Here is an 18,150-nt window from a genome sequence, read left to right on the forward strand (position 1 = left end):
CTCTATTGCAAGTAACTCGCTAAAGCCTTGGCAGCCGCCGCTTCCGAAGCTTCTTTTTTGTTATGGCCCTCGCCGATCGCCACTTCTTGATGATGGATCAAGACGCGAACTCGAAATTGAGGCTGATGAGCAGGTCCGGTGACATCTACTAATTCGTAAATGGGAGCTAATGAATGTTTGGCTTGAATCAATTCTTGAAGTTCCGTTTTAGAACTTTTGATCGGAGCATTTAATTGGTCTGGGAGAGGACCCAGAAGGTGCATGGCCAATCGCTCAGCAGCTTCAAAATCTTGATCTAGATACGCAGCGCCAATCAGAGCTTCCACAACATCCGACAAGATAGATGCCTGCTGCACAGCTCCAGAGAGCCTCATCGCTTTCGCCACCCGCAAATAGCGACCTAAGCCAAGTCGCTCCGCGGCTTTGACCAAATTGGCCTGGCAAACATACAATGCCCGAAGCTGCGTGAGCGTACCCTCATTCGAATTGGGAAACTTTAGATAAAGATTTCGGGCTGCAATCAACCCGAGCACCGCATCGCCTAAAAATTCGAGACGCTCATTTTGAGAGCGATCCTCCAAGAAACTTCGATGTGTCAACGCTTGCTCTAATAACCGTGCATCGCGGAAGCAAAATCCCAATCTTTGCTCAAGATCGCTCACGCAACACCATCCGAATCGGAGAGCCTTTAAATCCAAAGGCCTCACGCAAGCGGTTCACCAGAAAACGCTCATAAGAAAAATGGACTCCCTCTTTGACATTCACCGAGAATAAGAAGGTCGGCGGAGCAACCGACACTTGAGTCCCATAGAAAAATTTAAGACGCCGACCCTGTACCATGGGGGGTTGATGACCTAAAACGGCTTGCTCCAACATTTTATTCACCTGCGAAGTAGGCACACGCTTCTTGTAGGTATCAGAAACTTCGATGGCCATTTCTAAAACATCAAAAATATGGCGACCCGTTTTAGCCGAAGCAAACAGAATGGGAGCAAAGCTCAAGAACGGCATTTTATCTCGAATGTGTTCCGCAAATCGATCCGCGCTGATCTCAAGATTTCGAGAAAGGTCCCACTTGTTGACAACGATGATGCAGGCTTTGCCCTTCTTATCAACGAAAGAAGCGATTTTAAGATCTTGCTCGGTAATACCGGCTGACGCATCAATCAAGAGCAAAGCTACATTGGCTCGATCTAAAGCCCCCAAACTCGAAGACACCGCCATCTTTTCCGAATCTTTGAAAATACTGCGCTTTCGGCGAATGCCAGCCGTATCGATCAAACGAAAACACCTTCCCGCGTACTCAATGCTTTCATCGACCGCATCTAAGGTAGTACCCGGAACCTCTGAAACCAGCAAACGCTCTTCACCCAGCAGTTTATTCACAAAGCTCGATTTTCCAGCGTTAGGCTTTCCAATCACCGCGACTCGGACCTCATGAGAATCCTTTTCTGGTTCGAGATACTCGCCGGACGGCCGAGGAAATAAGATTTCCAATTCTTCGAAGACAGCATCCAACCCTTGACCATGCGCGGCTGAAACAGCAAACAAGCGATCAAAACCAAGTTGATAAAACTCAACCGAAGCGGCTTTATTCACGGCACTCTCGGCCTTATTCACCATCAGGAATACAGGCTTTCGAGTCGCACGCAGTTGTGCAGCAATCTCGAGATCGCCAGGCAACAATCCAGCTTGGGCATCGAGCACAAAAAAAATAGCATCCGAATCCGCAATGGCACTTTCCGCCTGCTGACGAATCATCTTCATGATGCTTTCGTCGGAATCCAGTTCCAATCCACCCGTATCAATCAAGAGAAACGGACGTCCATCAAACTCAGCATCCGCGTATAAACGATCCCGCGTGAGCCCAGGCTCGTCGTGAACCAAACTGGCTCGACGACCCACTAGGCGATTAAAAAGTGTACTTTTGCCGACATTCGGTCGACCGATTAGGGAAACTGTCAGTGTCATACCGATACAACGAGAGGTTCTTCTGCAGACTCGGTTACCGACGCCGCATTCAAACGTTCCTTTTCTAGATTTTCTTTGGTTTTAATTTTAAAAGACGGCTTTTCACGAACCAAGGTATTTCCGGCCAGCAGACTCTTGATTTCTTCCCCTGCGAGTGTTTCATAGTCTAGCAAGGCGCGAGCAACCTTTTTCAAGACAACGACATGTGTTTCGAGTAAAGCTCTGGCTCGAGCATACTGTTCCAAGATCAAACGACGAACTTCAGCGTCAATTTCCTGAGCTGTTTGTTCGGAATATTCTGGGCCATTGGAGAAATCGCGTCCCAAAAAGACTTCACTTTCCTTGTGGCCATAAACGATAGGACCCATCTTGATGGACATGCCCCACTCACAAACCATTCGACGAGCCAATTCGCTGGCTTTTTCAAAATCGTTTCCAGCTCCGCTCGTCAGCTCACCGGAAGAAAGCTCTTCCGCGATTCGGCCTCCCAATAAGATCGCAATTTGGTTCTCTGCATAAGTCTTCGTCATGGAATAACGATCTTCTGTTGGAAGACTCATAGTCACTCCCAAAGCATGTCCACGGGGAATGATGGTGACTTTATGAACAGGGTCAACCTCTGTTCCAATCAGCAACGAAACCAACGCATGCCCTGCTTCATGGTGAGCTGTATTCTCCAGCTCTCGCTCCGCCATGACCATGGTGCGTCGCTCAGCGCCCATCATGATCTTTTCGCGAGCCATTTCAAAATCCAACATCGCTACTTTTTCTTTGTCGTGCCGAGCGGCAATCAAAGCAGCTTCGTTCACCAGGTTCTCGATATCGGCTCCACTCATTCCGGGTGTGGAACGAGCCAATACTTCAATATTGACATCCAACTCCAAGGGCACTTTCTTCGTATGCACTTTGAAGATAGCCTCTCGACCCAGCAAATCCGGCCTTGGAACCACTACTCGACGATCAAACCGGCCAGGCCTCAAAATCGCAGGATCGAGCACATCGGGCCGATTGGTCGCTGCAATAATAATCACCCCTTCGTTGGACTCAAAACCATCCATCTCCACCAGGAGCTGATTCAGGGTCTGCTCACGTTCGTCGTGACCACCCCCCATGCCTGCGCCACGCTGCCTTCCTACCGCATCGATTTCGTCAATAAAAACAATGCAAGGCGCATTCTTCTTACCCTGTTCGAACAGATCTCGGACTCGGCTTGCCCCCACTCCTACGAACATCTCAACGAAATCAGAACCGGCAATGCTGAAGAAAGGCACTCCTGCTTCACCCGCAATCGCTCGAGCCAACAAGGTTTTACCAGTTCCTGGCGGACCCATGAGCAAGACTCCTTTGGGAATCCGCCCTCCTAATTTTGTGAAACGCTTCGGGTCTTTCAAGAACTGGACAATTTCTTCCAGTTCTTGTTTGCACTCGTCTACTCCTGCCACGCTTGCGAAGGTGATTTTATCCTTCGTCTCGGGCACCATACGAGCTCGGCTTTTACCAAATGAAAACGCTTTACCGCCTCCAACTTGCATCTGCCTCATAAAAAAGAAGAGAATACCCATGATCAAAATCATCGGCAACCATTGCGCAATAAAGAACCAGAAACCACCCGCATCTTCGCTTTCAAAGCGGTATTGAGTCTGAAACTCTTGGTTGGCTTTCTTCAAGGCATTGAGAATCGCTTCGCCACGCTCACCGGTGGAGCGAAACCGTGTTCCATCTTTGAACTCGCCCGAAAATTGCTGACCCGCGACGGTGATTTCTTTGATTTCACCCTTTTCAAGGGAGGAAATCACATCTGAAAACGGCTTATCCATCGTATGCGCGACGTTTTGACTGAAATAGCTCCAGACACTAACGATAAACAGACAAAAGACCAACCAAATCAACAGTGTTTTCTGATACTGCTTCACGTTCCAAAAGCTCCTAAGTTTTTTAGTTCTACACTAACTAAGGTTAAGCCACAAGCCGGAGCTGTGATTCCGGCTGCTTGTCGATGTTTGGAGGCGATAATCTCGGCCATTTCGCCGGGTTTTCGAAGTCCGGTTCCTATCTCCACGAGAACACCTACGAGATTCCGAATCATTTTGCGCAAAAACGCATTTCCAAAAATATCGATTTGAATCCCCTGCTCGTTTGAAGTCAATCCAAGATGAAAAAGCGTCTTAACGGTCGTTCCGGCTGAACAGCCTCCTCCTTGAAAACTCTTAAAGTCGTGCGTCCCCAGACAAGCATCCAAAGCAAGGCGCATGGTTGTGAGATTGAGCTCGGGAACAATCTGCCAACTGGTTTGAGCATCGGGACCATTCAAGACATAGCGATAGTGCTTCCCCAACGCAGAACCTCGAGCGTGAACCGAAGGATCGACTTCGATAGCCTCTACGTTGACTAAACCGTTGCAGGGGCATTGCTGCAGACGGGCCAGAAATCCCGGAATATCTTCCAAGTTGGGAAACCAAAAAGTACCGATATTATGAAGCGCGTGGACACCTTTGTCGGTTCGCGCTGAAAAACAAAGCGCTTTGGGAGCCTGACCTGCACATTCTGTAATCCAGTCTTGCAAGGTACCTCCCGCTGTGGGAAGCCCTTTCTGAGGTTGAAGTCCATGAAAAAAATGACCGAAGTAACCGAATCGAACCATAAATTGAATGCGGGACATTGGGCGGAAGAAGAAGCTTGCACGCTCCTTCTGTCAAAGGGGTACCGGATCGTGGCTCGAAATGTCCGGTATAAAGTAGGCGAAATTGACATCATCGCCTGGGACAAAAATACGCTTTGCTTCGTTGAAGTGCGTTCTCGAAGCAACAAGAACTTCATGGATCCGAAGTTCAGCATTCAGAAAGCGAAGCAGATTCGGATCATTCGAAGCGCACAGCTCTATCTTCAAAAATACTTTCCGCGCCCTCCTCAATGCCGATTTGATGTGGTCAGCGTCATCGGCAATCCAGAAGAATCCGAATTTGAATTTATCCAAGGAGCCTTTGAACTGACGGAAACCGGATCGAAAGGCAGCCCTTGGAAAACCTACTGACAGGCTAAATCCGCCAAGTAGCCCCGGCCAATACTTCGATCGACGCTTCCAGCGTATTCCGAGTATTACCGCCGAACACAAAGCTTGGGGTTAGCGCGGCTTCAAGGCCCAGACTGAGGTCTCGAGAGACAAAATATTCGAAGCCCCCACTGGGTCGAAAGCCTAGATTGAAATGCCCTTTAAAACCATCCACGGTTGGAATGTAGAAAGACGGGGTTAGCGCGAAAGCCGCGAATGGGACCAGAGGTGTCTGTGCATGAATCCATCGATATTTGCCCCCAACTCCCAAGCCAAAGAGAACAGCCGATTCTCCAAAAGTAGGACGTATCGCGGCGGTCACACTCCATCTGGGAGAAAGCATGTATTCTCCTTCCAACCCAGCCAGAATATTCTGCCCAATCGTCGTGGCATCATCCCTCACAAAAGTGACCGAACGACCCAAAACGGCATGAAGCAACCAATCTCCGGGTTTATATTCATAAGACCAAGCGGAAAAAGCCAACAAACTGCAAAGCACCAAACGTTTCATTCTCTGAACTCCTCTTCAATCTCTAGCAAACGGTTGTATTTAGCAATTCGTTCGCTTCTGCACAAGGATCCGGTTTTGATATAGGCCGCAGCCGTTCCCACCGCCAGATCGGCGATGGTGGTATCTTCCGTTTCTCCTGAACGATGGGACACAATATGACGATAACCGGCTCGATTGGCCATCTGAATCGCCTGCAAAGTCTCGGTCAGCGTTCCTATTTGGTTTAACTTAATCAAGATCGCATTGGCAACTTTTTGTTCAATCCCTCTGGAGAGAATCTGAGGGTTGGTCACAAAGAGATCGTCTCCCACAAGCTGCAACGAGCTTGGCATCCGCTCAGTTAATTCCGACCATCCCTCCCAATCGTTTTCATCGAGCGGGTCCTCCAGGCTGATAATGGGAAACTGCTGGCAAAGATTCAGCCAATAGGAAATCATGAACGAACGATCCACATTCCCCAGCTCACGAAATTGATACAGGCCCGTTTGGCGGTTGTAAAATTCGCTTGCCGCGACATCCAGGGCTAAGGATATTTGCGATTGAGGTACATAGCCGGCTTCTTCGATGGCTTCTAACACCAGCGATAAAGCTTCCACACTCGAACCCACTTGGGGAGCGAACCCACCCTCGTCCCCAACCGAGATGCTCAGGCCTCTTGCTTTCAATATTTTCTTTAAAACCTGAAAAACCTCGGCTCCCGCGCGCAAAGCCTCTTTAAAAGAGGAAAAGCCATGCGGAACAATCATGAACTCTTGGACATCCAACGCGTTGTCCGCGTGCGCTCCTCCGTTCAGGATGTTCATCAAAGGCACCGGCATGCGAGGAGCCCAAGAGCCCAAGGTACGATACAACGGCAATCGTTGAGCCTCAGCGGCTGCACGAGCACTGGCTAAGGAAGCTCCCAAAATCGAGTTCGCGCCCAATCGAGATTTGTTGGGGGTGCCGTCCAGATTCAACAATCGCTGATCCACGGCTTCTTGATCGCGAGCATCCAACCCGATGCAAGCAGTGCGAATTTCGCCGTTTAGATGGCTTAAGGCTTTTTGAACCCCTTTCCCGAAATACCGTCCTGGGTCTTGATCGCGCAGCTCGAGTGCTTCGTGCTCGCCGGTAGAAGCACCGGATGGGACTGAAAATACACCGATCGAACCCTCTTCGAGAAAGACTTTGACCCGAACCGTTGGAAAGCCTCGGCTGTCCAAAATCTCAAGGGCTTGTAAATCAACAATTTTAAAACTCATAGCGAAGCTCCTAAACCAAAAGCAATCGAAGTATAGGTCACGGGGGACTTGGATTTCCAGATCGCGATTTGATCGGCTTTCAAGATAATCGACCATCCAGGGACAAAAGAGTAGCGTGTTTGAAAAGACCCCTCAAGGCCTCGTAAAATCGGCAATGCATTGGCCTGCAATTTAAATTCCCATTTTTCACCCATGATCCGAGCTCCCACTTCCAAACCAAGCTGCAGATCATGCCGATTAAACGAAGGAATCGAAGCGTGACGGCTTCGAGAACCCCAATAGAAGTAGCCGAGTTTAGGCCCCACAAACACTCCCGAATGCCATGAAAATGGGTAAACCGCGTTGAAAGTATAGCGGTATTGCTGGTTCCAAACTTGCTCTTGGCGAACCTGAAAAGCCGAAGAACCGAACGAGAATCCACTGTTCAAGCGAAGTCTAGGCTGCCATTGAAACTGCAAATCCAATTGAAAGCCTGGATACAGTTTGGTTGATAACTGATCGTTCCAACGTTCCAAACTCGCAGAACTTGTTCCTTCGATCTTCCAGGATTGATGAACGGATAAAATAGATCCAGAGCTTAAAGGCAGCAGCGCCTCACTCGGAATCGGAATCTCTGAGGCTTTTTCTTCTGGCTGCTCCTTAATCGAGGTGTGCTCCAATAAAACAGCAGGGGTGCCAAGTTCTCGAGGTGGCTTTTTATCCATGGAGAGTATTTTGATCAATTCACGAACAAATTGACTCGGTACCGCCTCTTTGTTCTTGAGCGTCACGCGCTGAGTCAGCAGAGTTCGACCTTCTTGAGTGCGCGCTTCCAAAAGGTCAAACTTCATTCGAATACGAGCATCCAGCTTGGGTTCGGAACAATTTTTGAGAAAAACTTGCTCGTTTGAATACAAAGCCAATTCAACTTGCTCCAGCGTACGAGAAATACCGCATATTCCAACTTCGTAGTGAGCTTTTGCCTGGACTAAACCTGAAATTAAGCAGGTTGCAAGCCACCCCTTCAGCATTCTAAAACCTCAAATTCTAAATCGAAGCTTTAAGCGTTCAATCATTTTAGGACCGACGCCCGAAATTTCCTCCAAATCATTGAAACAGCGAATTCCCCCTCTTTTATTCCGAAATTGTAAGATTGCTTTGGCGGTTTTTAAGGATATGCGAGGGACTCGCATCAGATCTTCCAACATCGCTGCATTAATCTCAATCAAAGGTACCGATGGGGTCGGAAGCGGAGCTAATTGCTCGCGTGAGAACTGGCCTATACCAGCCAACAGCAGACACCCGATTACCCATGCAGGGGCTTTATGAGGATATTTGAAACGAGAGGTCGGCCTGAAAAGATTCAACCTGGTTTTGGCTAGAAGCGCAGATGCAATCCGGTTCCCAGGCCCCAAGTCAGTTGCAGACCTTTTCCCGTATCGTAGTCGCCGTTGTAAAGACCTGCAAGGTTCGTATGGCTTTCTACAAAGAAAGCGATATGGCGGGATAAGTTAAACAAGAATCCAACCGACGAAGTGATATCCAGTCGGAAATAATCCAAGAGATTCACCGCAATCTGTGAACCCATATAAGCTCGTACCCGCTCCTCGGCTCCAAAATAATAGCGACCCCCCAATGCAAGAGCGAAAGAATCGAGCAACGAAGGATCTGCGTTCAGGCAAACTCCCGAAAAACCATAACGCCCTCCGAAAATGAGTTCAAAATTAAACACAGGAGCATACGTCAGCTCAAGCTGAATGGGCACGAACCAGCCCGCACTCAAATACTTCGAATAATCTGAAATTGTTTTTTGATTGGCCGGCATCACGTCGATCCGTGCCAAGTCAGCCGAGGAACGATTTGCCGCGTTGTCTACAGCGCTCAGATAGCCACCGCCCAATCCAGTTAAACGCAAACCCCAGCGGTTTTTAAGGATGAAAGGAGCTGGTAAACGAAGCGTACTTTCAGCGTGCTGTGGCTTCGGTTTTAGATGAAGTGTGCGAAACGAATCAACAGAACTTTCTGAGGCGATGCGGTCTGACCCTTGGATCGCAGCAAAGGATGAAAAAGAAGAAAGCAGAGATAGAATGGCCAACGCTCTTAAACGCATGACGCACATTCTAATCCCTGCTTGCGATGAAGTCATCCGCTATTTGCCGGATCACCAACTGGACTTGGTAACACCCGGTAAAAGTCCGGCTAGAGCCATCTCACGGAAAGCAATTCGATTGAGTTTAAATTTTCGGTAGACCGCTCTCGAAGCTCCTGTCGCCTGACAACGACGGGTAAGTCTCGATGGAGAGGAGTCACGTGGCAATTTATTGAGCTTCAATCGCGCAGCGAGCCTCTCCTCGTCCGACAAATTCGGATTGATTTGAGCAACCTTCAAAGCTTGACGCTTCTCGTTGTTCAAACGAATCAATTTTTCGCGCTTTTCCTCGCGTGCCAGCTGACAAGTACGTGCCATGTATATCCATTACTCCTAAATGAGATGGTGATCCTAGCTCAATGAAATCCAGATGGCAAGAGAGATAAGCAACCGGCAAATCCTGCTCCGCCAAAATAGCCCTGAGCTCACAATAACCAAAAGCCATGCAAACAGGTCAACAAAATCATGAAGAGACATTACTGGATCGTGCCGCAGAGGGAGATGAAGGAGCCTTTGCTGTTTTGTATCGAAGATACCAAGGGCAGATTCAAGCATTTTGTGCGCGCATGTTGAATGGGAACGGAGATTCAGAAGATGCCACTCAACAAGTCTTCATGGAAGCCTGGCGTTCTTTGCATCGATTTGAAAGACGTTCGCTTTTTTCAACTTGGCTGACTCGAATCGCGATCCATACCTGTTTAAGTCTTCTCAGAAAAACCAACAAAATTAAATTGCACCGGGAAGACAGTCGTGTTCATCCGGATCGATACACCGAATTTTTGTGGCGAGATTCTGAACCTGGCCTGGAGCAAAAATTCCATCAAAGGGCTCAACGCAAAGCCGTAGATGAAATTTTAAACCGCCTCAGCGAAAAGAAAAAAACAGTAATCATGATGTCCGATGTTCAAGGAATGACGGCCCCTGAAATTGCCGGTGCTCTTCAAATTCCAGACGCCACGGTTCGTACCCGTCTATTTCATGCTCGACGCGAATTTATTCATGCAATCCACTCCAATTCGCACTATAAAGAGTTACTCGGTGACTAATTCAAGACATATCAACCCGGCTTTCTCTTTAGCAAAAACCATCACACTCGCTTTTTTTCTCATTGCACTTATTCTCGCAGGGAGTTGCCACCGTTCCTCAAATGCTCACGATCTTCCAGAACTGATCCAGCAACTGCAAAGCGCAGACTCTCATAAAGCTCGAAAAGCGCTCGTTATTCTGACTCGCTTGGGAGATCCCAAAGCACTTGATGCGGTTATTGCTTACTCCGAAGGAAAATCTCCTGCACTGCGTATTCAAGCGATTTTAGCGGCCAGACAATTTAAGAGCCCAAGAGCCCTTCCCTGGTTATTTGTGCTGGCGAACGGGCATCCAGATGAAAACGTTCGCCATGCCGCCCAAGAAGCTTTGTCTTGCTTAGAACGCCAAGATGGTGCATAAGAGGGCATTGTCGGGGTGTAGCTCAGCTTGGTAGAGCGCCTGCTTTGGGAGCAGGATGTCGCAAGTTCAAATCCTGTCACCCCGACCAACTTTGTATTCTCGAGCGCCCTTAGCTCAGCTGGATAGAGCACCGGCCTTCTAAGCCGGGGGTCACACGTTCAAGTCGTGTAGGGCGCACCAAATGACCCTTTGCTAGAGCTTGTATCACTGAAACATCATCATTGCTCATGATGCAAGAGGCTTGGGCATCCAAGTGGTGGCCCTTTCAGTTTCAGATGCCTGAACCCGTACACAAAGAAAGCCGATTAGTGTTTTGTCCCTGAATGGTGTCTGTGGTGTGCCCAAAGCAACTTGGGAGACAATATGGGACAAGTATTTCATGGATGCGCCAGAACAGCAAAGGCGGTGCGTCGAGAGACACAAAATAGTTAAACGAGCCTAGCACCGCCTGCAAGCCGATACTGTCCGAACGTTAAGACGATTGCCAAATGAAAGAGGCAAGATTCTGTAGAAGATGTTTCGATGGGTCCTAAAAAGCGTCTATCCACTGTTTTGCGCCCAGAACAGGAAGCTGCCATTGTAGCGGTTCCATAGACAAACGCTATTACCTTTGGATGACTGCCTTTCAACCAAACCATCACAATCTCGGTTTACTGATGTTGCTGGCGTTTCTGATTGATCAGCTTTCAGAGCTATCGGATAAAAGCTTTCAACGAGCGAAAGCGTCTGCGAAGAGCTATCGCGTTTCATGGGAATAGGTGCGGGCTGTTTTTAAGTTTTTTATGCTGGAGAGCTTTGAAGGTTTTGTATTTGAAAATCCTACCGGAGCATCGGTACAACGGCAGCTGAGGGTGTGCCACAATCTATTCTGGCTGGTAATCTCCTTTTTTGGGATCTAGGGGCGGTTTATTCTCTCGTAGCTTGAATTGGTCAAAATGAGGTATTTTTCTCAAAAATAACCAGTCTAGAATCTTGTGCTGCCTGAAAAAAACCGTTTTCACCTGCAACATAGCCTCGTCTATCAAAGGGGGATTACTCTGATTAAAAAGAGAAAAAACTGCTTTGATGGTCGGTGTCCACACCTGAGAAAGATAAGCAGCGGAATTACAGAACGCATAAGAATTCGAACTCTGTGTCATCCAACCGATACCTGTTGCCTGATCCTTTACAAATTTCTCATCAGCATACCGAAATTTCGTATAGCGTTCGAGCGGAGCAGTTCTTTGGGGACCACGAACACAACGAACATTCATATCTCCGGGATAGTGCGAAGATATTGATCGCGTTTGCGGCTGAACGACTAGCACCTGATCAGTAGGCTGAAGACTGGAGGAAGAAATAACAAGCACGCTCTCGTTACTTGAAAGTGAAGTGAAATAATTCTCGTTAATAGCAGGTGCATTAACATAATCGAGCAAAGACTGAACCTCATGCACCGTTGGTACTCGCCAGTCTGAAATAGCCATTTTTAAACAAACTCACGCAGTTTTTATTAGCCAAATTTACAGTAGATATCTTTAAAAATCCAGCTTCTAAAATTAAATTTGCATAAGCATCAATAACCGTATTATCGTTTCCAATTTGATAACGGTCTGTTTGATTGGCCGCGTCACCATAAGCTGCAATTAGCCAAGGCCTAAAAGACTCCGACCATACAGCTACAGAACTCAAAAAAGAAAAAATTTAATATCTCATATTATTTTAATCATTTATCTGACTCAAGAGCGGACTAATCGAACACGTAAATTTAGCTCACGAGAGCCATTATCAACACGTTCTTCATGATCAGATTCAACTCCAAAATCAATGTACCAGATATGTTCATCATAACTTCTGTTGTTGACCAAAAGCTATTGGCTAATAAACTCTCTTCCAAACCGTCATCAAAATCTTCGTTCAACACATCTCTCTGGCGATAAAGCGCCTCTAACTCCCAAAGTGTTGGCAATCGCCAACCCTCAGCAGCTCGACTGGCTGCATAAGCCTGAGCCTCTTCAAAGCTCATCATTGCCGAACCGGCCTGATTTAACTCCCACTCAAGAGTTGGAACTTCGAGCTCTCGAGGACCTGTATACCAATCACCGAGATCTTCTAGCGGATTTACTCGCATTGCTAAGGTCCTGACTGAGCTCTGAAAATTTAATTCTCCTCTTGGCACACCAAATATCATACCAACTCCACTGCTCCCCATCATCTGACCAAAAACTAAAGGTGAAACAAGAAACAAGAAAATACCTCTTTGAATCACATTACTCGCGCTCCATTCTTTCAACTTTAGTACAACAGAACGACAGAAAAAATTAAAACATCTCATGTTTTTCAACTCCTTTATCTAAAAACAGGCTACTAACGGGACACGAAAACGAAACCAGTGTCAAGGGGCCCTGCACGGTCAAACCAAACTCCAAATCAACATACCAAACATCAACAGATTTACAACTTGCCCAGTCACTAAGGCGTGTCCTCATTTCATTTTCCTAGAGTGTGTCCTCAATTTGAGTTTGGCTAAAATTGGAGGCTAAGTTTCGTATCCGTTCGAAATATCGTGCAAGAACCGCAATCGACAAAGGTTTGAGACTCTGATTCTATGGAAATTCGAGGATTTCTACATGGCTCGTCGATTTTTAACCGATTCAACCTGGCATCAATGACAAACCGTTCTCAAAGAAAAAGGTTGTTATCAATCTAAGAATGGACGCAATGTCATGGAAGCTATTCTATGGAAGCTTCGAACTGGGGGACCGTGGCGCGATGTCCCTCAAGAATTTTTCGCCTGGAAAACCGCATTTAACCGCTTCAATCGATGGGCCTCCAAAGGGCTTTGGGAAGCATTTTTTTTGTCCTGCGAGGCGGAATTGATCCGGAGTGGGTATTCATCGATGGAAGTGACATCCGCGCTCACCAGCATGCGAGCGGAGTTCAGCACGGTGCCAAACGAGCGATTGGACTTTTGAGAGGAGGACTTACCACAAAGATTCATTTGGCCGCCGATGCACATGGAAATCCAATCGATTTTGAAATCACTGGGGGTGAAGCACAAGACGCAACCGTCGCCCATAAAATCATCAACCAGGCCTATGGAGCCGAGAACGTAATTGCTGATAAGGGCTATTCAGATGAAATTCGGCAACATATCCGAAATCGAAGTGCAATACCGATCATTCCGCGCCGTTCGAACAGTATAAAACCAAATCCAGAATTTGACTCGCATTTGTACAAGCACCGCCATCTTGTTGAAAATTTATTCGCGAGACGGAAGCACTTGAGAGGTATTGCGACTCGGTTGAGAAATTACCTCGAAACTACCGGGCAATTGTTTATTGGCCTGTTCGATGATTGGGTTGAAGTTAGGACAATGAAATGAGGACACGCGCTAGAGCGGTTCCGAATTGACGCGATCAGTGAAGTCTGATCTATGAAACTTGAGAGGGTTTCAGATGGGTTATTCACTTGATTTAAGATTGGCCGCAGTTGAAGCATATAGTTCTGGACGTGGAAACAGAGAAGGGCTTTGCAAGCTTTTTAAAGTTGGCACGGCAACACTTGGCAGATGGCTCAGAAGCACACGAGAGCGAGGTAACCCACAGGCACTCCCAAGAGGCAGAGGAGCAAAAAGACGCATGGGTGAAATCGGAGAAATAATTCTTCAAGCCTTCTTGAACAAAATCCAGATGCCATTCTAAACTGAATTGGCTGCTGAATATTCGGCCATTACATAATTACGCCGATGAGCAAGAGTATCATTGATGACACACTTACCTGGCTAAATATGACTCGAAAAAAAGCCATTTTCGCTATCGAACGCCACAGCGAGCGGGAGCAAAACTTTTGTTCTTGCCGCCCTATCATCCGGATCTCAATCTAATCGAGAAGTTATGGTATTGACCCCGAGTTCTGCTGAGTGCATGAGACCCTCTTAACCACGTTGAAAAAGGATAACGCTTGTCTGACATGTAGGCTCTTCTCCAACGATGGCTTCAATAAATTGGCTAACCAAATGAGCATTGGGAGGACATTTGTTGATTAGCTGCTTATTTCTCAGATTCTGATCCTCATGAACGAAAATATCAAGACCATTCAAGCATCGAATATTAATTTGAGGGAATCACCCAGGAGCATGCCAATAGATGCAAGCACCATTGTCAGCAGACATTCGCCAAAGAGTTGTAGAGGTTTATTAAGCCGGACAAGTGGATTCTCTCCGATATTCGGCAGTTAGAAGCTCGAACGATTTCAGATTTTACAGATGCCATTCAGTTTACCAGAGCAAATATTTCTTTCATAAACGATTATAGACGTTTTTATAATTGTTTATATTCTATGTAAATAATCAATTTTACGTCGAAATTTCTGTGTCCTATTCCATGCAAATATTCATTTTTCAACGAATTGGGTCATTTTCTTCTCTTTCCAATCTAATTCTAGAACCCGATCAAATAACATCCAGTTCTCCTCGTTAGATGAGAATTAATTTGCCATTGAAACTGCAAAGGAGTAAGTTGAAAGTAGAAGTTTCGTTTTTAGAGATTTGATTTGCTGAAATACGATAGTTTCCTTCGTATAGGTTGAGTCAATGTGTAAGTGGCTTGTTGGATTTTTGTGGTGGAGATATTTATGGTATTTGAGATCAGCTGTAGGAAATTTTTAAAGGATCTTGCGAACTTTCTTTTTTTAGGTTCTGTTTGTTTGTCTCCGGTTTTAGCAAAAAATTCAAGAATGCAGAATAATTTAAATAACATGGCGGATGGAAATTTGTCTGCTCATCGTGAAGATATAGAATTATATCTCAATTTTTTTACAGATCTTAATAAATTTTATTCCTTCTATGATGGAAAAAATGACAATCAGACCGGCTATTTCGTCCCTGCCAATATTGAACTTATTTACACTCAATGGTCTGGAAATAGAAGCGATATACAGATTTTATTAGGAACAGTATCACCTACTTTAGATAGCTTTTCAGAAGCTGCTTTTTGGAAAAATTCAGCTTCTTATAACACTGCTTCAGATCTTTTTTCGGCAGCAGAACGCAATGTTAATGAATTTACGACAATGTTTCGTAACATTTCTTCTCAAGTTCCAGGAGCTCAAGTCTCGTTTGGTCCTGGAGATCAATTTGCGATGAAGTCGTTAAATAGTCTTGAAGATAAAATACAACGCATGACAGATGCAGGTCGTACGAATCCCGTGCAGTGGGTTAGTGATGCATTAAGAGGCACAATTATTGTCAATACTCCGACGCAAATGGCTCAAGTGGTGAGTTTATTGAACAAAAACTTTCCAGGAAAAATAATTTTCAGCAATAAATTTAATGAGGCTCCTTACAAAACTGGGTACGTTGGTGTTCATGGTGGAATTTTATATCAAAATGCCGATGACTCAATTTTAGCTGAAATGCAAGTGCATTTTTCTAACGTGATGGACGGTGGAATGGATTGCCCGAAAGAATATGCGCATGGGATGTACGAAAAGACGCGAGCATTAGCAGGGCAGCCAGATGCAGCTTCTGTAGTTGCACGTGGTAATGCGGCACAGATGATCGTATATCTTTTTGCTATGAATCGGATAGCGAAGGGAATCATTCCACAGCCAGATCCAACAACAGCACCACTCTTTCTTAACAATGATGAATCATTAAGTGTGGCTCATGATAGCCAGTATGTATACCGCTATGACTCCAGTATGTTGACTCGGTCGGCTCCCATAAATGGAACTCAAGGGTTTTTTGCCCCTTTGACAACTCTAGAGGTCTTTAATTTAACAACAAACGCGTGGACCCCAATTACAGATCCTGAGATACAGTTGGTATATGAAAATATGCTAGAGGAATCTGGAGACACAATTTCCGAGAACACAGCTAATCAGATCATTCAAGCTCTGATACTCACTAGAGGAACTAATTCTTGTGAAGGAGCCAGTGGATTTTTCGAGTGCAACTGGTATTGGTTTTTAGGCGGAGGGCTTGTAGCTACTGCTGCAGGAGTTGCTATTTTTCAGTGGAAATCGAGAATTTCCTTATCAGATGGATTTCAGCGCATTTAAGTATAATTTAGACATCGGTATCAAGTCTATATTTTTGGTTACTTTTTTGATTCTTATTGGAGGATAATTTATGTTGATTTTTCGTTTTTCAAACGGTGCTTTTGTTTCTTTTTTATTAGGCGTTTATGGGGTATTGGCACAACCTCCTCGCTCTCCTCATCCTGATTTTGCTCCTCGTCCTTCAGTAACGTGTCTGAAGTTTCCTGAGGTTGACGATTCTATTAGTCAAACGACAGCTATTGATCCAGTGAATTTAAATGTTAAAGTTGATACACTGTCTCAAGATTTTATCTGCTTTAATAATTATTTTTCAAGTCCTCAAAGCGATTTCAATTCGAATCAGGGACAACCTCTTAGTTATACGCTGGTTTTATGTGACAACAACTGGCATCCAATCCCTGGATGGACTGTAAATCAGGCATCTGGCTGGGTTACTCAGCAAAACAAGCTCCAGCCTTATTATGTGAGCTTTGCTCCGAAAAATTCTTCTCACCTGGGAGTATATCCCTTTGCAGTAATTGCAAGTAATGGAACAGCCAGCGTAAATGCTACATTCGTTGTGAATGTCTTTCAGTTTCAAGATTCGCGAGACTACGTTATTGACTGGCTGAATACTTGGATAGGTGCTGCTGGTGTGCTCGGAAGTGTTGGCGTTTCAAGACAGGCTTTTGATTCGTTAAAAGAGGATAAGTTACTAAAAACAGAAAAATGGGGTGCAATATCTTGGGCACTAACAGGCTTCATAGGAGGTGGAGCTATTGGAGCCCCACTTGGTTGGCTCGGCGAGCTTGGTGCTCTTCTCTATTTCGATAATAAAAAATCTGTTTATAATTTTGGTTCAGTAGTTATGGGTGCTAGCACGGCATTGGCAGGATTTATAGGGGCTTTCTTTTTATATAAATCTTATCAAAAATCAGCTATTCCTGTTGCAGGCAGTGCTGTTCCCCTAAATTCGGTTCCGGTTGATGTTCAATAGTTTAGAGGCTATTGAGATACCCAATTGACAAAAATGTTGATCGTGATCAACAGTTCGTATGAAACGCGATTATCCGATCGATATGACCGAAAACAATGGGCCGTAGTTTTGAAGCTCTTTCAAGAGCTTCATCTTCATGGTGGGCGGCCTTGCAAGCACTCAAGACGGAGCATGCTCGATGCCATATTCTATATTACTCGAACAGGATGCCAGTGGCGTCTCTTGCCACATGATTCCCCTTGGGACTCGGTTTACGAGAATTTTCGCCGCTGGGAAAAAGTCGGTTTTTTAAAGAAATTGCACGATACCCTTCGTTTGATGCTGACCAGGTTCGAACACCTGTGAGACTAGCGGAATAAAAAAAGAAGCTCTATTTGGAAGTTATGAACACAAACCAAAAGGAGCCTCTTTTATGCAGATGAAACACCTACACGGTCACCAGACCTATCAGATAAACAAGCTTCGCATAAGCCCTAATAATCCAGTGGCTCTGAAAAGATGGAATGCTTTAGAACGTTTCGAGCGAGCTCTTTGCAAAAGGCTTTCCAGTGGAGATGCCGCTCAGATTGTTGGAGTCTCCAAAGCCACTCTCTATCGTTGGAAGGCTCGAAAGACGGCCAATCTTCAATCGTTGATCCCGAAGAGCCGACGTCCCTGCTCTTTGCGGAAAACGAAAGTACCTCATGAGCTCAGAACTCGTATCTTAGAGCTTCGTCGTGAACACCCTATTGAGCAGTTGGAAAAAGAAATGCGTTCTTAGAAAGCCGATGATTTGTATCCGTGAGA

The 18,150-nt window shown here is 45.8% G+C and carries 21 protein-coding genes, 2 tRNA genes and 1 pseudogene; 12 read left to right on the forward strand and 12 right to left on the reverse strand.

Translation table 11 applies throughout. From position 1 onward, the window contains the following. Positions 1-2: 2 nt before the first annotated feature. The 4 genes from rnc to truA are packed head-to-tail and all read right to left on the reverse strand — an operon-like array spanning position 3 to position 4,630. Complete coding sequence (rnc, locus tag I8H75_05185; GenBank protein MBH2006716.1) at positions 3-662, reverse strand: ribonuclease III; 660 nt, start codon at positions 660-662, stop codon at positions 3-5. Then, positions 649-1,971, reverse strand: coding sequence for a ribosome biogenesis GTPase Der (gene der / locus I8H75_05190; protein MBH2006717.1), 1,323 nt, complete (start codon positions 1,969-1,971; stop codon positions 649-651). Before der ends, rnc begins: the two co-directional genes overlap by 14 nt. After that, the gene (gene ftsH / locus I8H75_05195) at positions 1,968-3,884 is read right to left on the reverse strand and encodes an ATP-dependent zinc metalloprotease FtsH (GenBank protein ID MBH2006718.1); all 1,917 of its coding nucleotides are present in this window, start codon (positions 3,882-3,884) and stop codon (positions 1,968-1,970) included. The genes der and ftsH overlap by 4 nt, the downstream gene beginning before the upstream one ends. Continuing rightward, complete coding sequence (gene truA / locus I8H75_05200) at positions 3,881-4,630, reverse strand: tRNA pseudouridine(38-40) synthase TruA (protein MBH2006719.1); 750 nt, start codon at positions 4,628-4,630, stop codon at positions 3,881-3,883. The genes ftsH and truA overlap by 4 nt, the downstream gene beginning before the upstream one ends. Here truA and I8H75_05205 point away from each other — a divergent pair. Beyond that, complete coding sequence (locus tag I8H75_05205; protein MBH2006720.1) at positions 4,586-5,002, forward strand: YraN family protein; 417 nt, start codon at positions 4,586-4,588, stop codon at positions 5,000-5,002. The two genes, truA and I8H75_05205, sit on opposite strands and share 45 nt — an antisense overlap. Before the next feature lie 4 nt (positions 5,003-5,006). Here I8H75_05205 and I8H75_05210 read toward each other — a convergent pair whose 3' ends face one another. The 6 genes from I8H75_05210 to rpsN all read right to left on the reverse strand — a co-directional run bounded on the left by I8H75_05210 (position 5,007) and on the right by rpsN (position 9,218). Beyond that, positions 5,007-5,531: a hypothetical protein gene (locus tag I8H75_05210; GenBank protein MBH2006721.1), complete on the reverse strand. Its 525-nt coding sequence runs from the start codon at positions 5,529-5,531 to the stop codon at positions 5,007-5,009. Continuing rightward, positions 5,528-6,772, reverse strand: a complete 1,245-nt coding sequence (gene eno / locus I8H75_05215) for a phosphopyruvate hydratase (protein ID MBH2006722.1) — start codon at positions 6,770-6,772, stop codon at positions 5,528-5,530. Before eno ends, I8H75_05210 begins: the two co-directional genes overlap by 4 nt. Then, positions 6,769-7,782 carry a hypothetical protein gene (locus tag I8H75_05220; GenBank protein ID MBH2006723.1) on the reverse strand — a complete coding sequence of 338 codons (1,014 nt, stop codon included), beginning with the start codon at positions 7,780-7,782 and terminating at the stop codon, positions 6,769-6,771. Before I8H75_05220 ends, eno begins: the two co-directional genes overlap by 4 nt. Positions 7,783-7,791: 9 nt before the next feature. After that, positions 7,792-7,959 (reverse strand): helix-hairpin-helix domain-containing protein, encoded by a 168-nt coding sequence (locus tag I8H75_05225; GenBank protein MBH2006724.1) that lies wholly within the window; start codon positions 7,957-7,959, stop codon positions 7,792-7,794. A 170-nt stretch (positions 7,960-8,129) separates the two neighbouring features. Further along, a complete protein-coding gene (locus I8H75_05230) occupies positions 8,130-8,861 on the reverse strand; it encodes a hypothetical protein (GenBank protein ID MBH2006725.1) in 732 nt (243 codons plus the stop codon). A gap of 51 nt (positions 8,862-8,912) precedes the next feature. Continuing rightward, on the reverse strand, positions 8,913-9,218 hold the full coding sequence (gene rpsN, locus I8H75_05235) for a 30S ribosomal protein S14 (GenBank protein ID MBH2006726.1): 306 nt from the start codon (positions 9,216-9,218) through the stop codon (positions 8,913-8,915). A gap of 125 nt (positions 9,219-9,343) precedes the next feature. Between rpsN and I8H75_05240 the strand changes: the two genes are divergently transcribed. The 5 genes from I8H75_05240 to I8H75_05260 all read left to right on the forward strand — a co-directional run bounded on the left by I8H75_05240 (position 9,344) and on the right by I8H75_05260 (position 11,104). Continuing rightward, positions 9,344-9,946: an RNA polymerase sigma factor gene (locus tag I8H75_05240; GenBank protein MBH2006727.1), complete on the forward strand. Its 603-nt coding sequence runs from the start codon at positions 9,344-9,346 to the stop codon at positions 9,944-9,946. Further along, positions 9,939-10,346 carry a HEAT repeat domain-containing protein gene (locus tag I8H75_05245; protein MBH2006728.1) on the forward strand — a complete coding sequence of 136 codons (408 nt, stop codon included), beginning with the start codon at positions 9,939-9,941 and terminating at the stop codon, positions 10,344-10,346. Before I8H75_05240 ends, I8H75_05245 begins: the two co-directional genes overlap by 8 nt. 11 nt (positions 10,347-10,357) lie before the next feature. Beyond that, positions 10,358-10,434, forward strand: a tRNA-Pro gene (locus tag I8H75_05250). Between the two features lie 15 nt (positions 10,435-10,449). Next, a tRNA-Arg gene (locus tag I8H75_05255) sits at positions 10,450-10,526 on the forward strand. Between the two features lie 434 nt (positions 10,527-10,960). Then, a complete protein-coding gene (locus I8H75_05260) occupies positions 10,961-11,104 on the forward strand; it encodes a hypothetical protein (protein ID MBH2006729.1) in 144 nt (47 codons plus the stop codon). A 105-nt stretch (positions 11,105-11,209) separates the two neighbouring features. Here the strand turns inward: I8H75_05260 and I8H75_05265 are convergent, their stop codons facing one another. Then, positions 11,210-11,812: a DUF1566 domain-containing protein gene (locus tag I8H75_05265; GenBank protein MBH2006730.1), complete on the reverse strand. Its 603-nt coding sequence runs from the start codon at positions 11,810-11,812 to the stop codon at positions 11,210-11,212. A gap of 281 nt (positions 11,813-12,093) precedes the next feature. After that, positions 12,094-12,456: a hypothetical protein gene (locus I8H75_05270; GenBank protein ID MBH2006731.1), complete on the reverse strand. Its 363-nt coding sequence runs from the start codon at positions 12,454-12,456 to the stop codon at positions 12,094-12,096. Positions 12,457-12,955: 499 nt separating this feature from the next. On the opposite strand from I8H75_05270, the pseudogene I8H75_05275 reads away from it, so the two are divergent. The 6 genes and pseudogenes from I8H75_05275 (at position 12,956) to I8H75_05300 (ending at position 18,124) form a co-directional block, all read left to right on the forward strand. After that, positions 12,956-13,705: pseudogene (locus I8H75_05275) on the forward strand (IS5 family transposase). A 78-nt stretch (positions 13,706-13,783) separates the two neighbouring features. Then, entirely contained in the window at positions 13,784-14,029 is a 246-nt protein-coding gene (locus tag I8H75_05280) for a hypothetical protein (GenBank protein MBH2006732.1), read from the forward strand. A gap of 931 nt (positions 14,030-14,960) precedes the next feature. Beyond that, complete coding sequence (locus I8H75_05285) at positions 14,961-16,388, forward strand: hypothetical protein (GenBank protein MBH2006733.1); 1,428 nt, start codon at positions 14,961-14,963, stop codon at positions 16,386-16,388. A 70-nt stretch (positions 16,389-16,458) separates the two neighbouring features. Beyond that, entirely contained in the window at positions 16,459-17,364 is a 906-nt protein-coding gene (locus I8H75_05290) for a hypothetical protein (GenBank protein ID MBH2006734.1), read from the forward strand. A gap of 33 nt (positions 17,365-17,397) precedes the next feature. Beyond that, positions 17,398-17,709: a transposase gene (locus I8H75_05295; protein MBH2006735.1), complete on the forward strand. Its 312-nt coding sequence runs from the start codon at positions 17,398-17,400 to the stop codon at positions 17,707-17,709. A 67-nt stretch (positions 17,710-17,776) separates the two neighbouring features. Further along, the gene (locus I8H75_05300; protein ID MBH2006736.1) at positions 17,777-18,124 is read left to right on the forward strand and encodes a helix-turn-helix domain-containing protein; all 348 of its coding nucleotides are present in this window, start codon (positions 17,777-17,779) and stop codon (positions 18,122-18,124) included. The last annotated feature ends 26 nt before the right edge of the window (positions 18,125-18,150 follow it).

The organism is Myxococcaceae bacterium (assembly GCA_016000045.1).
Lineage (GTDB): Bacteria > Myxococcota > UBA727 > UBA727 > JABDBI01 > AER2-1.

Excerpts from the sequence above, each read along its gene's own strand:
- der (MBH2006717.1), bottom strand. The coding sequence starts at position 1,971 with ATGACACTGACAGTTTCCCTAATCGGTCGACCGAATGTCGGCAAAAGT.
- I8H75_05205 (MBH2006720.1), top strand. The coding sequence starts at position 4,586 with ATGACCGAAGTAACCGAATCGAACCATAAATTGAATGCGGGACATTGG.
- truA (MBH2006719.1), bottom strand. The coding sequence starts at position 4,630 with ATGTCCCGCATTCAATTTATGGTTCGATTCGGTTACTTCGGTCATTTT.
- I8H75_05210 (MBH2006721.1), bottom strand. The coding sequence starts at position 5,531 with ATGAAACGTTTGGTGCTTTGCAGTTTGTTGGCTTTTTCCGCTTGGTCT.
- eno (MBH2006722.1), bottom strand. The coding sequence starts at position 6,772 with ATGAGTTTTAAAATTGTTGATTTACAAGCCCTTGAGATTTTGGACAGC.
- I8H75_05220 (MBH2006723.1), bottom strand. The coding sequence starts at position 7,782 with ATGCTGAAGGGGTGGCTTGCAACCTGCTTAATTTCAGGTTTAGTCCAG.
- I8H75_05225 (MBH2006724.1), bottom strand. The coding sequence starts at position 7,959 with ATGTTGGAAGATCTGATGCGAGTCCCTCGCATATCCTTAAAAACCGCC.
- I8H75_05230 (MBH2006725.1), bottom strand. The coding sequence starts at position 8,861 with ATGCGTTTAAGAGCGTTGGCCATTCTATCTCTGCTTTCTTCTTTTTCA.
- rpsN (MBH2006726.1), bottom strand. The coding sequence starts at position 9,218 with ATGGCACGTACTTGTCAGCTGGCACGCGAGGAAAAGCGCGAAAAATTG.
- I8H75_05240 (MBH2006727.1), top strand. The coding sequence starts at position 9,344 with ATGCAAACAGGTCAACAAAATCATGAAGAGACATTACTGGATCGTGCC.
- I8H75_05260 (MBH2006729.1), top strand. The coding sequence starts at position 10,961 with ATGACTGCCTTTCAACCAAACCATCACAATCTCGGTTTACTGATGTTG.
- I8H75_05265 (MBH2006730.1), bottom strand. The coding sequence starts at position 11,812 with ATGGCTATTTCAGACTGGCGAGTACCAACGGTGCATGAGGTTCAGTCT.
- I8H75_05270 (MBH2006731.1), bottom strand. The coding sequence starts at position 12,456 with ATGCGAGTAAATCCGCTAGAAGATCTCGGTGATTGGTATACAGGTCCT.
- I8H75_05280 (MBH2006732.1), top strand. The coding sequence starts at position 13,784 with ATGGGTTATTCACTTGATTTAAGATTGGCCGCAGTTGAAGCATATAGT.
- I8H75_05285 (MBH2006733.1), top strand. The coding sequence starts at position 14,961 with ATGGTATTTGAGATCAGCTGTAGGAAATTTTTAAAGGATCTTGCGAAC.
- I8H75_05290 (MBH2006734.1), top strand. The coding sequence starts at position 16,459 with ATGTTGATTTTTCGTTTTTCAAACGGTGCTTTTGTTTCTTTTTTATTA.
- I8H75_05295 (MBH2006735.1), top strand. The coding sequence starts at position 17,398 with ATGTTGATCGTGATCAACAGTTCGTATGAAACGCGATTATCCGATCGA.
- I8H75_05300 (MBH2006736.1), top strand. The coding sequence starts at position 17,777 with ATGCAGATGAAACACCTACACGGTCACCAGACCTATCAGATAAACAAG.